The following is a 14,367-nucleotide window of genomic DNA, read 5'->3' on the forward strand; positions in this document are numbered from 1 at the left end:
CTAAAATGCTATACAAATTTAAATAAAAACAAGAGCGTTAAATTTTAGACTTGTACAAATGGTTCTTAAAAATGTATAATTGGTCAGTTTTTTATCAAAAAGTAAAAATTATAAGATAAAAAGTACGTTAATTAAGCAAAAGTGTTACTAAATTTATATAATATAGCAATTCTGAATAAATTACAATCATGTTAAAAGCTGTTATTATAGATGATGAACCGAAAGCCATACAAGGCTTATCTTGGGAATTGTCTAATTTTGAAAATGAAATTAGTATTGCCGCTACCTTTAATGAGCCCGAAGAGGCTTTAAAATATTTAGCTGTTAACGAAATCGATTGTCTATTTTTAGACATCGAAATGCCTACAATGGATGGATTTCAGTTTTTAAGTAAATTAACAACTAAGAATTTTGCAGTTGTAATTACGACTGCTTATAACGAATACGCAATAAAGGCGCTTAAAAACGAAGCTATTGATTATCTTTTAAAACCTATTGATACAGATGATTTAGAAGAAACTATCGCTAAAGTAAAAAAGCATAATTTACGATCTATAAATTCTAACGATATAGAAAAAGTGTTATTGAATTTTAATGACAAACAGACTACAAAAAAAATTACGCTTAGCACAGACGGTAAACTTATTTTTTTAGAACCGTCTGAAATTACATTTATTGCTTCTGACGGAAATTACTCAACAATTTTTACCGATGACAACAAAAAAATAGTGGTAACTAAGAAGATAAAAGAAATTCATTCCTTATTACCACAAAACGTTTTCTTTAGAATCCATAATTCTTATGTTATCAATTTAAATAAAGTAAAAGAATACTTAAAAACCGATGGTTATGTTGTGTTAGAAAACAATCATAAAATACCGGTTTCTAGAAGTAAAAAAACAGAATTCTTAGAAAAATTTTAACTTATGAAGTCTAAAATACTTTTAATTCTGTTTTACCTTTTATCGAATGTTCTTTTTAGTCAAAAAAATGATTTAAAAAGTAAATTAACTTATCTTATTTTTAACAAACCCACTAGCATTAGTGCTATTGATTCTATTTTTAAAGGTAACGAGAAAAACAAAAAAATTTTAGAAGAAATAATTGCAACAAGTAAAGAAAACAATTATTTGGAAGGATTATTTTACGGTAAAAGTACTTTAGGAAAATATTATAGAGATATTTCTTTATTTAATGAAGCTTTAATTCAATATAACGAAGCCTTAAAAATTAGCAAAGAATTAAATAGTTTAGAAAACGAAATTACTACCTTAAATAATATTGGCTCTGTTTACAGAAGGCAAGACGAAATAATTAATGGTTTAAATTACCATAAAGAAGCATTAGACAAAGGTCTAAGTGTAGAGAACCCAAGTATCGAAATTCAGAAATTAATTAGTATTTCAGAAAACGGAATTGGTAACATTTACAATTCACTAAAACAATATAACTTGGCTCTAAAAGAGTTTGAAAAATCTATCGTAATTCATCAGAAATTAAATTACAAATTAGGTTTAGCTATCAATCATAAAACAATTGGTACTGCTCACGAAGATTTGGGTAATTTAGATGAAGCTCTAAAAAGTTTTAAAAAATCTTTAGATTATAACAATCAAATAGACTCTAAAATTGGTAAAATTATTTGTGGTTATAGTATTGCAAATGTTCTTACAAAAAAAGGCAATCATCAAAAAGCATTAGAAACTGTGAGTGCAGTTTTACCGCTAGCAATAGAAGAAAACGACAAGTTTTATTTATCGAATACATATAATACCTTGGGCTTATCCTACGGATATTTGGGCAATTATGATGAAGCAAAAAAATATTTACTTACTGCTTTAGAAATTGCCAAAAAGCATAAAATTCAAACAATTGTTGTAAAAGCAAACGAAAACCTGGCTTTTTTATACAACAAAACAGGCAATTATAAAGAAGCTTACAGCCATTATAAAGTTGCAAAAGAAGAAGATTTTAAAACATTTAACGCAAGAAATTTAATTTATGTTAGAGACCTAATTACCGAGTACAATAAAGAAAGAGCAGAAAACCAAATTAAAGATTTAGCTAAAAAAAATCAAATTGCACATTTAAAAGTAACTCGAAATAGAAATTTACTAATTTTTTCTATTAGTATTCTTTTATTTATTGTTGTTACCTTGTTTTATAGAGGTCAGCAAAAGGAACTTAAAACTGAAAAAAAGATTCTTTCTTTAAAACAAGATGCATTAAGAATGCAAATGAATCCTCATTTTATGTTTAACGCGTTAAACTCTATAAAGCTTTACATTATAGAAAACAATCAAAAAAAGGCTACTTCTTACCTAAATAAATTTTCTAAATTGATGCGAAAAATTTTAGAAGCCTCTTCTATTCAAGAAACTAGCTTAGCAGAAGAATTAGAAACAATGAAACTTTATATGAGTATAGAGAATATTCGTTTTTCTAATGAAATTGACTTTCATATTAAAAATGATGATGCAGTTAATTTAAACGCAATTAAAATACCTCCTTTAGTTTTACAGCCTTTTCTAGAAAACTCTTTGTGGCATGGTTTATCAACTAAAAAAGAAAATAAAAAAATGAGTATTACGTTAGAAAAAGTATCTAACGAGTATATTAAAATTGAAATTGAAGATAACGGAATAGGTAGAAAAGCTGCTGCTAAAATTAAAGCAAAAAAATCGATTCAAAGAAAATCTATTGGCATCGAATTAACCAAAGATAGATTAGAAACTTTTGCAAAACCTCTTAAAAATAATTTTGAATTAACGTACAAAGATGTTGTTAACGAAAACAACAAAACTTGCGGAACAAAAGTTATTTTAATGTTTCCTCTATTTTAGATGTTTTTCTGCTACTTTTTCTAATTCTGCGTACCAATTTTCGCCAAACTTTCTAATTAAAGCTTGCTTTACAAATTTGTAAACCGGCACTTGCAACTCTTTACCTAGAGTACACGCATCATCACAAATTTCCCATTTATGATAGTTTACAGCAGAAAATTCGCTGTAATCTTTCACTCTAACTGGATATAAATGACAAGAAACAGGTTTTTTCCAATCAATCTCACCTTGATTATAAGCTTCTTCAATTGCACAAAGTGCCGTATTTTTTTCATCAAAAATTACGTAAGCACAATCTGCACCATTAATTAAAGGGGTTTCTAACTCACCCCATTCGCTAGTAACCCAAGTACCTCCTTTTTCTATTACATCAATTCCTTCTTTTCTTAAAAAAGGTTTTACTTTAGGATATATATCTTCTAAAATCTTGGTCTCTTCTTTATCTAAAGGCGCTCCTGCTTCGCCGTCTATGCAACAAGCACCTTTACAAGCAGAAATATTACACACAAAATCTTTTTCGATTATATCTTCTGATACTATAGTTTTTCCTAGTTGAAACATGCTACAAAAATAAGATAATTATTTTCTTTAATTTTACACTTCAGTAAAGTAAGTTGACTAATTTTGCAAAATAAAATAAACGATTATGAATTTTAATTTTAAAGAGATATTTACTGCCTTTATGGTGCTTTTTGCTGTAATTGATATTATTGGTAACATTCCTATTATTATCGATTTAAGAAAGAAAGCAGGCCACATTCAATCTGAAAAAGCGTCATTAATTGCTGGTGTAATTATGATTATTTTTCTGTTTTTAGGGCAAAGTTTATTAAGTTTAATTGGTATTGATGTAAATTCTTTTGCTGTTGCTGGTTCTTTTATTCTGTTTTTTATTGCATTAGAAATGATTTTAGGAATCACTCTTTATAAAGACAGCGAAGATGGTGTAAATGCTATAACAGCTTCTGTTTTCCCTTTAGCATTTCCTTTAATTGCTGGTCCTGGTAGTTTAACAACCTTATTATCTTTAAGAGCAGAGTTTCATATAGAAAACATTATAACAGCTGTTTTATTAAACGTTATTTTAATTTACGTAGTTTTAAAAACATCTTCTAAAATTGAAAAACTAATTGGTCCTAACGGAATTCAGATAATTAGAAAAGTATTTGGTGTTATATTATTAGCTATTGCTGTAAAATTATTCGCTCAAAACATTAAAGCTTTATTTATTTAATATGATATTTGATGCTTTAATTATTGGTGGTGGTGTTTCTGGTTTACAGTGCGCATTAGTTCTTGGTTCTGCAAAAGACAAGCCTTTTTTTGATCAAAAAAAGGTCGGAATTATCATGCATCAAAAAAATTCTCACCTGCAAAATGCTTTATTTAATAATGTTTTAGGTTTAGCTCCGGCAAAACTAGGAAGAGAGATTCTTACAGAAGGAAAAGAACATTTAGAAGAACTTTATAGTGAAATTCAGCAAATTGAAAATGAAAAGGTAATTGCAGTCAAAGAGTTAGCAGATACTTATCAAATTAAAACAAATAAAAGCACGTATATTTCTAAAATAGTAGTTTTAGCTTTAAATTATTCTAAACCATTTACTATTGATGGGTTCGAAGAATACATTATACCTCATAAAAAAGCAAATCCTGAGAAAGACAGAATTCAACTTTTAAACAACGATCAATTTATAAAAAAAGGGCTTTATTGCTGCGGAACAATTGCAGGACATAGAAGTCAATACGCCATTGCCGCGGGAAGTGGAGCAGCAGTTGCAACAGATATTTTAACTCTTTGGAACAATAACAAACACGTTAAAATTCATCATAAAATTTAACAATAAAAAAGCCAGCTAATTAGCTGGCTTTTTTATTTTATATGTATAATTATTTACTCTACCGTAACCGATTTTGCAAGGTTTCTTGGCTGATCTACATTTTTATTTAGCATTACAGCAATGTGGTAAGATAATAACTGAAAAGGTATTGTTGTTAATAACGGTGTTAAAGCCTCTTCTGTTTCTGGTATTTCTATAACATGATCTGCAATATCTTTAACTTGAGTATCACCTTCAGTTACAATTGCAATAATTTTTCCTGCTCTAGATTTAATTTCTTGAATATTACTTACAACTTTTTCGTAGTGTCCTTTGTTTGTTGCAATTACAAAAATCGGCATATTCTCGTCAATTAAGGCAATTGGACCATGCTTCATTTCTGCAGCAGGATACCCTTCTGCATGAATGTAAGAAATTTCTTTAAGTTTTAAAGCGCCTTCTAAAGCAACAGGAAAATTAAAGCCTCTACCTAAATATAAACAATTTGGTGCATCTTTATAAACTGCTGCTATTTCTTTTACTTTTTCATCAATTTTTAATAAGTCTTCTACCTTTTTTGGTATCAGTTGCATTTTTTGTAAAAATGTTCTTAATTCAGACTTAGAAATTTCTCCTTTTTTAGAGGCTAATTTTAACGCAATTAATGTTAAAACAGTAATTTGAGTAGTAAAAGCTTTTGTTGACGCTACACCTATTTCTGGTCCTGCGTGCGTGTAAGCACCAGCATCTGTTTCTCTAGCAATAGAAGAGCCAACTACATTACAAATACCAAACACAAAAGCACCTTTAGATTTTGCTAATTTAATTGCCGCTAAAGTATCTGCAGTTTCACCAGATTGCGAAATTGCAATAACTACGTCTTTAGATGTAATTATTGGGTTTCTATATCTAAATTCTGATGCATATTCTACTTCTACAGGAATACGAGCTTTATCTTCAATTAGGTATTCTCCAACCAAACCTGCATGCCAAGAAGTACCACAAGCAACAATGATAATTCTCTCTGCATTTAAGAATTTATTCATGTGATTGTCTATTCCAGACATTCTAATAATCCCTTCATCTGGTAACATTCTACCGCGATAAGTATCTATAATTGCTTTAGGTTGCTCATGAATTTCTTTCAACATAAAATGGTCGTAACCACCTTTTTCAATTTGATCTAAACTAATCTTTAACTTTTGAATATTTGCATCAACTAAAGAATCGTCTTTTATCTTACGTATTTTAATTCCTTTATCTAACTTGATGATTGCCATTTCTTCATCTTCTAAATAAATAGCATCTTTCGTATACTCAATAAAAGGAGAAGCATCAGAAGCTATAAAAAACTCTGAATTATCTTCACCAACACCAATTGCAATCGGACTTCCTAAACGAGCTACAATAATTTCGTTAGGTTTTGTTTTATCAAAAACCGCAATAGCATAAGCACCAATAACATTATTTAAAGCTAATTGAACAGCCTTACCTAATTTACAATTTTCTTGTTTTTTAACTTCTTCAATTAAGTTTATTAATACCTCTGTATCTGTATCACTTTTAAAAGTATAACCTCTTGATACTAATTCTTTCTTTAAAGTATCGTAATTTTCTATGATTCCGTTATGAACGATAACTAGATTTCCAGATTGAGAAGAATGAGGATGAGAGTTTGTATCATTAGGAATTCCGTGAGTTGCCCAACGTGTATGACCTATTCCTATTTTACCAACCTTTCTTATTTCTTCATTATTTGTAATAGATTCTAATTCAGAAACTTTTCCTTTAGTTTTAGATAAGTGTATTTTCTCTCCGTCATACATCATAAGACCAGCACTATCGTAACCTCTGTACTCTAATCTCTTTAATCCGTTAATTACAATAGGATAAGCATCTCTAAAACCGATATAACCCGTAATTCCACACATAACAATTCTATTTTAATCTAAAATTTTAGTTCTTTTTCTTTGTATAAGATATTTTTAACTGAGCTCTTCTTGTTCCGTTTAAACTTTCATCTCCGTTTAAAATAGATACAGATTTAGGATTCCAGTTATATCTAGTATACGTAGTATCTGCAATTTGAGCATCTGTATTATTAAACACCTTCAGCCTTAACGTAGGATTATAATTCGTCTCACCACTCAATAAATCTGAAACATAATCAGTAATTTTAAATACATAATTATCTTTCTTACTATTTTCTCTAACCAAGTTTCCACCAAAAGTAGCAGATTCAGAATAACTATCTTTTACATGACTTAAGATAGGTTTTCCTGTCGCAGAAACGCCTCTTTTATATAAATGAAGTCTATTTGGTGCAGTAACTGTATCAGAAGATTGATTTATGTAAAAAGTTAAGGTAGCATCATTTATTAACCATTCTTTGTTTTTAAGAACAGAAATTTGATTTCCTTGTAAGATCTCAACATTAGCTTCAGAACCAGCAGCTCCTTGTATTTTCACTTCATTATTTGCTGGGTAAACCTTGTTATTAACGGCATATTTACTGTTGATAATACCGCCTAATTGAAACGTATGTGTTTTTGTAATAACAGTATCAATTTCTGTACTGTTTGCTTTAAAAAACGTGTTTGTATAGTACACTTCGATTAATGGATTTAACGCAGTAGTTGCAGAACTTCTTAAATTAAAAGCAATTAAAGAACCTCCTTCTTCTCCAGAATCATGTACTTTTTCTTTTGCCTCAATTACAATTCCTCTAAAAAAGTTATTAAAAGTATTCTGAGAATCAAAATTAGATGTTCCATAATTATCTAAAAACGTTTCTTTTACAAATGTTTCGTCTAAAGGTATAATAGCCATTGGCAACCCAATTTCTGAAGCAGCACTAGAAGTATATCTAATAGTATCTGTTTGATGAATTGCACCTAAACTATTCCTTCTTTTAACAATCACTAAAGTATCGTTAGGATTTGGTTTAAAATCCATATCTTCTTCAATAGTCAATGGTGTAGATTTTGTCTGATAAGTTGCATCAGAAAAAAATGAATTTGTTTTTGTAGGATCCTCTGGATTAAGTGTATTTAAATATGTATCTAATTCATAAATATTTAAAGTGAAAGGTAATTCTTGATTTCCTACAATAGAGTCTAAAGTATAAACTGGTCTATCTGTATTAGAAACTAACGTTGAGTGATATGGTAGTCTTAAAAAAGCTGTATCAATTGTAGTTTCATATGCTAAATTATCAGGGTTTTCATAAGACACAATTTCTAATTCTGGATCTATGCTAATTTGAGAGACAATAGATGCTTCTATTTTTTCATACTCGTCATTAATATAGGTTCCTAAAAGATATTGCCCTTGTAAACCAAAATAAGGTGATGATAGTAACTCTAAACCATCTGCTTTAACATTATCTATTGGTGCATTAGAAACCAAAACTTCTAATATTGTATCGTTTGTAGTAAACTTTGTATTACTTACAACACCACTATTTATATCTGTAAAATCTTTTTCGCAAGAAATAACACCTGCAAGTACTAGTAATAAAACACCAAAATAGGCATTCTTTCTAAAAATATTTTTCACACTAAAATAATTAAGTTGCTGAAACTAAATCAGCATAAAAATTTAAATAACTTTCTTTAAAATTCTCTTCTTGAAAACCTAAAACAGGAATTTCTTTTTCTTCTATAAAAGAAGTTAATTCTTCTGAAATGTCTTCACTACCATGTATAATTGCGTCAGAATTTTCTATGGCACTTTTTAATATATTAGTATGGTTAGGTGTACTAATTGTTGCTATTTTACTATTATCATTTAAATCGAACTTAACTTTATCTGCTAATTCTTCATCTAAATTTCCTTCAAATGGATTGTTATAAATAGAAGTAACAATTTTACTTTCTGTAAACAATGGTTCTTCATTATAAAACTCTCTTAAATAAAGTGGTAATAAAGAAGCCATCCAACCATGCACATGAATAATATCTGGAGCCCAGTTTAATTTCTTAACAGTTTCTACAACACCTTTTGCAAAGAAAATTGCACGTTCGTCATTATCTTCAAAAAGCGTATCGTCTTCATCAGTAAAAACGGCTTTTCTTTTAAAATATTCTTCATTATCTATAAAATAAACCTGCATTCTTTCTTTCGGTATCGATGCAACTTTTATAATTAATGGCATATCCATATCATTCACAACTAGATTCATTCCAGAAAGACGAATTACTTCATGTAATTGATGTCTTCTTTCGTTTATTACACCATATCTTGGCATAAAAATTCTAGTTTGTACTCCTTTAGAATGTGCATTTTTAGCTGCATTAAATGCAGTTGACGATAGTTCTGTTTCTGGTAAGTAAGGTACTACTTCAGATGAAACGAATAATATTCTCTTGTCCTTCATTAAATCAAACTCTTTTATGAGATTTGCAAAAATACAAATTTTTATGCTAATATCGTGTTAAAATGGTAAGTTTGCACACTTTAGCAACAAGATAACAATGAAAATATTCAATAACAAAAAAGACCTAAAAGACTGTATTTTAGAGTATAAACTCAATAAAAAAACAATAGGTTTTGTACCAACTATGGGCGCTTTACACCAAGGTCATTTGTCTTTAATACAAAAAGCAAAGAAAAAAAATGACATTGTTGTGGTAAGTATTTTTGTAAATCCTACGCAGTTTGACAATGCAGAAGATTTAGAGAAATATCCAAAAACATTAGAAAATGATTGTAAACTTTTAGAGCCTGTTGCTTGTGATGTTTTATTTACGCCTTCTGTTGATGAAATTTATGACGATAAAATTATCTCTGAAAAATTTAGTTTCGACGGATTAGAACACCAAATGGAAGGAAAATTTAGAGATGGTCATTTTGATGGTGTTGGTACAATTGTAAAAACTTTATTTGAAATTGTAACACCTAACAAAGCCTACTTTGGCGAAAAAGATTTTCAGCAATTACAAATTATAAAAAAGATGGTGCAAAAGCATCAGCTTGATGTAAAAATAAAAGGCTGCCCTATTTTTAGAGAAGAAGATGGTTTAGCAATGAGTTCTAGAAATACTAGACTAACAAAAGAACATCGAGAAATTGCACCGTTTATTTACAAAACGCTTAAAAAAGTTAAGAAAAATTTTGGCACAAAAAGTGTAATAGAATTAAACGAATGGGTAGAAAATCAATTTAAAAATCAACCTTTATTAGAGTTAGAGTATTTTACAATTGCAGAAGAAAAAACTTTAGAAACTGCAGAAACTAAAATAGATAATAAAAAATACAGAGCCTTTATTGCGGTATTTGCAGGAGAAATAAGATTGATAGATAACATTCGACTAAAAAATAATTAACTAAAAAATAGTATTTTTGCCATATGTTAGTACAAGTAGTAAAATCTAAAATCCACCGTGTAAAAGTTACAGGTGCAGATTTAAATTATATAGGAAGCATTACCATAGATGAAGATTTAATGGATGCTGCAAATATTATTGAAGGAGAACGTGTTCAAATTGTTAATAATAATAACGGAGAACGTTTAGAAACGTATGCAATACCAGGACCAAGAGGAAGCGGAGAAATTACACTAAACGGTGCAGCTGCAAGAAAAGTTGCCAAAGGAGATGTATTAATTTTAATTGTTTATGGTTTTATGGAACTAGAACAAGCAAAAACATTTAAGCCATCTTTAGTTTTTCCTAACGAAAAAGACAATACACTTACTTAGTTTTGAACATAAAGAAAATTTTAAAAACTATATTACCTCTCGCTTTGGGAGGTTTTTTAGTTTGGTATTCTATCTCAGAAATATCAATAGAAACCTTAGCTACCTACTTTAAAGAAGCAAATTATAGTTTTATTTTTCTAGGTTTATTTTTTGGTATTTTAAGCCACTTATCTAGAGCATATCGCTGGAAATTTATGTTAGAACCATTAGGCTTTAAACCTAAATTTACTAACAGTGTTTTAGCTGTTTTGGTTGGTTATTTGGTAAATTTAGCATTGCCAAGAGCAGGTGAAATCTCTAGAGCAACTGTAATGGCAAACTACGAGAAAATTCCGTTCGAAAAAGGCTTCGGTACCATTGTCGCAGAAAGAATTGCAGATTTAATTATGATGCTTTCTATTGTTGCAATTACACTATTTGTTCAATTCGATTTTATTTACAACCTACTTACAAAAAACTTTAACCCAACAAAAATTATTATTGGCTTAGCAGTTTTAATTATTGGTTTTTACATCTTTACATCATTTGTAAAAAAAGCAGAATCTGGTTTTTTATTAAAAATTAAAACTTTTGTTTCCGGTTTAATAGAAGGCGTTACAAGTATTTTTAAAATGAAAAATAAATGGGCTTTTATTTTTCATACTATATTTATCTGGGTAATGTATGTTGCTATGTTTTGGGCAACAATACCTGCTATAGATGGCCTAGAAGTACCTTTTGGCGGAATTCTAATCGGTTTTATTGCTGGTGGTTTTTCAATTGCAGCAACAAATGGCGGTATTGGTTTATACCCAATTGCTGTTGCTAGCGCGTTAGCTTTATTTAATGTTGCCACAGAACCGGCAACAGCTTTCGGTTGGATTATGTGGACCGCGCAAACTGCAATGATTATTATTTTTGGTGGATTAGCATTTCTGTTTTTACCAATATATAATAAAAGTAAATAATTTTTTGGGCGTTACCTAAAGGTCGCGCTTTACACTATATCTTTTTGCGAAAAGCAAAAAGGATGCCATTTCAATCGCTAACGCAACTATTTGGTTACTAATTACACAACTAAAATAGCTGTTATAAATTAATTTTACTTTGTAACTTTACTTGTTTAATACTTTTATCAAAAAATAATTAAATGGCTAAAACCAAAACAACTTTTTTCTGTCAAAACTGTGGCACACAACACGCAAAATGGGTTGGCCAATGTGGCGCTTGTAAAGAATGGAACACCATTGTAGAAGAAGTTATTCAAAAAGAAGAAAAACACGTTTGGAAACAATCTACAACTGCAAAACAAACAGTTAACAAACCTTTAAAAATTGCAGATATTGTTCTAAATCCAGAAGAAAGAGTAGTTACCAATAACAACGAGTTAGATACTGTTTTAGGTGGCGGATTGGTAAAAGGATCTGTAACACTTTTAGGCGGAGAACCTGGTATTGGTAAATCTACATTATTACTACAGGTTGCTTTAAATATTAGTCAAAAAGTATTGTATGTTTCTGGTGAAGAAAGTCAATCTCAAATAAAAATGAGAGCAGAAAGATTAGATGTAAAAAATTCTAATTGTCTAATTCTAACAGAAACAAGCACACAACAAATTTTTAAAAATATAGAAGAAACTATGCCAGATGTTTTGGTTATAGACTCTATACAAACATTGCATACAAACTCTATAGAAGCATCACCAGGTACAATTTCTCAAATAAGAGAAACCTCTGCAGAATTGATAAAGTTTGCAAAAGAAACCGCTACTCCTGTTCTATTAATTGGTCATATTAACAAAGAAGGAAACATTGCAGGACCAAAAATTTTAGAACACATGGTAGATGTTGTTTTACAATTTGAAGGAGACAGAAATCATACTTATAGAATATTAAGAAGTCAAAAAAATAGATTTGGTTCAACATCAGAACTAGGTATTTACGAAATGCTTTCTAACGGCTTAAGAGAAATCTCAAATCCGTCTGAAATTCTAATTTCAAAAAAAGATGCAGATTTAAGCGGAACCGCAATTGCATCAACCTTAGAAGGAATTAGACCGTTAATGATAGAAATTCAGGCTTTAGTTTCTACAGCAGTTTATGGAACTCCGCAAAGATCTACCACCGGTTATAATTTAAAAAGATTACACATGATTTTAGCTGTTTTAGAAAAAAGAGCAGGTTTTAAATTAGGTGCGAAAGATGTTTTTTTAAATATTACTGGCGGAATAAATGTAGATGATCCTGCAATAGATTTGGCTGTTGTAGCGGCAATTTTGTCGAGCAATCAAGATATAGCCATTAATCCAAATGTATGTTTTGCTGCAGAAGTTGGTTTGGCCGGAGAAATAAGACCGGTTTCTAAAATAGATCAAAGAATTACCGAAGCAGAAAAATTGGGTTATAAAACACTAGTTGCCTCTAAGTACAATAAAATTTCTTCTAAAAACCATTCTATAAGACTTGTTTTAGTTGGCAAAATAGAAGAGGCATTTGCTACTTTATTTGCTTAATTAGAAATAATAATAAACACAAAAAAACCAAGCAAATTTGCTTGGTTTTTTTATTAATTTATAAAATATAGTGTTTTACTTTTTGTTAACACTTTTAATATATTTATCTAAAGCCATTGTCATAGAAGGTGTTTCTGGAGACGGTGCTTCTATATCACATTTAAAACCAGCTTCTGTTACTGCTCTTACTGTAGAGTTACCAAAGGCTGCAATTCTTGTGTTGTTTTGTTTAAAATCTGGAAAATTTTGTAATAAAGATTCTATACCAGAAGGACTAAAAAACACTAAAACATCGTAAAATACATTCTCTAAATCAGATAAATCACTTACAACTGTTCTATATAAATCTAAACGTTTCCATTTTACACCAATTTTATCTAATTCTTGCGGCACTAATGGCTTTAATTTATCAGAAGATGGTAATAAAAAGTTTTCCGTTTTATGTTTCTTAATTAACTTAATCAAATCAGGAAAAGTTCTGTTACCAACATAAATTTTACGTTTTCTGTAAACTACATACTTTTGTAAATAATAAGCAACTGCTTCAGATTGACAGAAATATTTCATATCATCTGGCACTTTAAAACGCATTTCTTCAGCAATTTTAAAGAAATAATCTACGGCATTTCTACTCGTTAAAATTATTGCAGAAAAATCTTTAAAGTCTATTTTTTGATTTCTAACTTCTTTAACAGGAATTCCTTCAACATGAATAAAAGATCTAAAATCAATCTTTACTTTTTGTTTATCAGACAAGTCAAAATATGGGGAAGTTTCTGTCTTAGGTGCAGGTTGCGATACTAATATCGTTTTCACTTTCATACGCTTTCGTTTTTTAAATTAAAGCATCAATTTAAACAGTGTTAATAACGGTGCTATTTCGAAGGCGCAAATGTACAAAATAAAATAAAACAACTCGCTAAAAATCAGGTTTTTGTTATTTCTAACAAGAAATATAAATCTAAAAACATATAAGATTAAAGAGAAATATATAAAATTCGTAGGATTTAAGGGGCTGAATTGAAATACAATATAACCAATTAATAGTATAAAACTTAAAGAATATTGGTAACTAAATTTTGAAACTATGTAATAACGCACATGTTTTTTCATTAAAAACAAACTAGCAATGGCATTTTCTAGCACTCTCTTAGCAGAAAAGTAACATAAAACAATCAAGAAAAACTTTAGAAAAGAACCAAAATTGTTTGCAATTGTTGCGTGATTTTTCGAGACAATAAAATGTAAAGCCAAAGATAAAACTGTAATAAAAAAAAGAAAAATAAGACTGTAAAAAGAACTAAATATAGAAGTGTCTTCTTCGGCTTCGTCCTCTACAAAACCTTTATTAAACATTGCAAACACATAGCCTCTAAGCTTTACAGAATCTATAATTTTTAATGCCGCTATCAACGAAAATAGAAACACCAAAACTATGGGAATCCAACTTGTATTTTCTGATATTTTTTCGACTGCTTGCACTTTCTTTCTTATAAGATATTAACACAAAAT

14 protein-coding genes are annotated in these 14,367 nt (G+C 29.4%); 8 read left to right on the top strand and 6 right to left on the bottom strand.

Annotated elements, in window-relative coordinates; translation table 11 throughout:
* Window positions 1-188: 188 nt before the first annotated feature.
* Both WG950_RS08595 and WG950_RS08600 read left to right on the top strand, forming a co-directional pair.
* A complete protein-coding gene (locus WG950_RS08595; protein ID WP_340931659.1) occupies window positions 189-923 on the top strand; it encodes a LytR/AlgR family response regulator transcription factor in 735 nt (244 codons plus the stop codon).
* 3 nt (window positions 924-926) lie between these two features.
* Window positions 927-2,843: a tetratricopeptide repeat-containing sensor histidine kinase gene (locus WG950_RS08600; RefSeq protein WP_340931661.1), complete on the top strand. Its 1,917-nt coding sequence runs from the start codon at window positions 927-929 to the stop codon at window positions 2,841-2,843.
* Here WG950_RS08600 and WG950_RS08605 read toward each other — a convergent pair.
* Window positions 2,835-3,404: a DUF3109 family protein gene (locus WG950_RS08605; RefSeq protein WP_340931664.1), complete on the bottom strand. Its 570-nt coding sequence runs from the start codon at window positions 3,402-3,404 to the stop codon at window positions 2,835-2,837. The two genes, WG950_RS08600 and WG950_RS08605, sit on opposite strands and share 9 nt — an antisense overlap.
* Before the next feature lie 85 nt (window positions 3,405-3,489).
* On the opposite strand from WG950_RS08605, the gene WG950_RS08610 reads away from it, so the two are divergent.
* Together WG950_RS08610 and WG950_RS08615 are read left to right on the top strand one after the other, a co-directional pair.
* Window positions 3,490-4,077 carry a MarC family protein gene (locus WG950_RS08610; protein WP_077810772.1) on the top strand — a complete coding sequence of 196 codons (588 nt, stop codon included), beginning with the start codon at window positions 3,490-3,492 and terminating at the stop codon, window positions 4,075-4,077.
* Between the two features lies 1 nt (window position 4,078).
* A complete protein-coding gene (locus tag WG950_RS08615; RefSeq protein WP_340931665.1) occupies window positions 4,079-4,684 on the top strand; it encodes an FAD-dependent oxidoreductase in 606 nt (201 codons plus the stop codon).
* 53 nt (window positions 4,685-4,737) lie between these two features.
* On the opposite strand, the gene glmS is transcribed toward WG950_RS08615, so the two are convergent.
* The 3 genes from glmS to WG950_RS08630 are packed head-to-tail and all read right to left on the bottom strand — an operon-like array spanning window position 4,738 to window position 9,041.
* Window positions 4,738-6,594 (bottom strand): glutamine--fructose-6-phosphate transaminase (isomerizing), encoded by a 1,857-nt coding sequence (glmS, locus tag WG950_RS08620; protein WP_340931668.1) that lies wholly within the window; start codon window positions 6,592-6,594, stop codon window positions 4,738-4,740.
* A 25-nt stretch (window positions 6,595-6,619) separates the two neighbouring features.
* Window positions 6,620-8,221, bottom strand: a complete 1,602-nt coding sequence (locus tag WG950_RS08625) for a DUF4270 family protein (protein WP_340931671.1) — start codon at window positions 8,219-8,221, stop codon at window positions 6,620-6,622.
* A gap of 10 nt (window positions 8,222-8,231) precedes the next feature.
* The gene (locus WG950_RS08630) at window positions 8,232-9,041 is read right to left on the bottom strand and encodes a glycogen/starch synthase (protein WP_077810769.1); all 810 of its coding nucleotides are present in this window, start codon (window positions 9,039-9,041) and stop codon (window positions 8,232-8,234) included.
* Window positions 9,042-9,138: 97 nt separating this feature from the next.
* Between WG950_RS08630 and panC the strand changes: the two genes are divergently transcribed.
* The 4 genes from panC (at window position 9,139) to radA (ending at window position 12,855) form a co-directional block, all read left to right on the top strand.
* A complete protein-coding gene (panC, locus tag WG950_RS08635) occupies window positions 9,139-9,990 on the top strand; it encodes a pantoate--beta-alanine ligase (RefSeq protein WP_340931673.1) in 852 nt (283 codons plus the stop codon).
* A gap of 23 nt (window positions 9,991-10,013) precedes the next feature.
* Window positions 10,014-10,364 carry an aspartate 1-decarboxylase gene (gene panD, locus WG950_RS08640; RefSeq protein ID WP_077810767.1) on the top strand — a complete coding sequence of 117 codons (351 nt, stop codon included), beginning with the start codon at window positions 10,014-10,016 and terminating at the stop codon, window positions 10,362-10,364.
* A 2-nt stretch (window positions 10,365-10,366) separates the two neighbouring features.
* Complete coding sequence (locus tag WG950_RS08645) at window positions 10,367-11,311, top strand: lysylphosphatidylglycerol synthase transmembrane domain-containing protein (protein WP_340931677.1); 945 nt, start codon at window positions 10,367-10,369, stop codon at window positions 11,309-11,311.
* A gap of 182 nt (window positions 11,312-11,493) precedes the next feature.
* Window positions 11,494-12,855 carry a DNA repair protein RadA gene (radA, locus tag WG950_RS08650; protein ID WP_340931679.1) on the top strand — a complete coding sequence of 454 codons (1,362 nt, stop codon included), beginning with the start codon at window positions 11,494-11,496 and terminating at the stop codon, window positions 12,853-12,855.
* Between the two features lie 75 nt (window positions 12,856-12,930).
* On the opposite strand, the gene WG950_RS08655 is transcribed toward radA, so the two are convergent.
* A complete protein-coding gene (locus WG950_RS08655) occupies window positions 12,931-13,677 on the bottom strand; it encodes a uroporphyrinogen-III synthase (RefSeq protein ID WP_077810764.1) in 747 nt (248 codons plus the stop codon).
* Window positions 13,678-13,695: 18 nt separating this feature from the next.
* The gene (locus WG950_RS08660) at window positions 13,696-14,337 is read right to left on the bottom strand and encodes a DUF4271 domain-containing protein (protein ID WP_340931680.1); all 642 of its coding nucleotides are present in this window, start codon (window positions 14,335-14,337) and stop codon (window positions 13,696-13,698) included.
* Window positions 14,338-14,367 lie beyond the last annotated feature (30 nt).

Source organism: Polaribacter marinaquae (assembly GCF_038019025.1).
Classification (GTDB): domain Bacteria; phylum Bacteroidota; class Bacteroidia; order Flavobacteriales; family Flavobacteriaceae; genus Polaribacter; species Polaribacter marinaquae.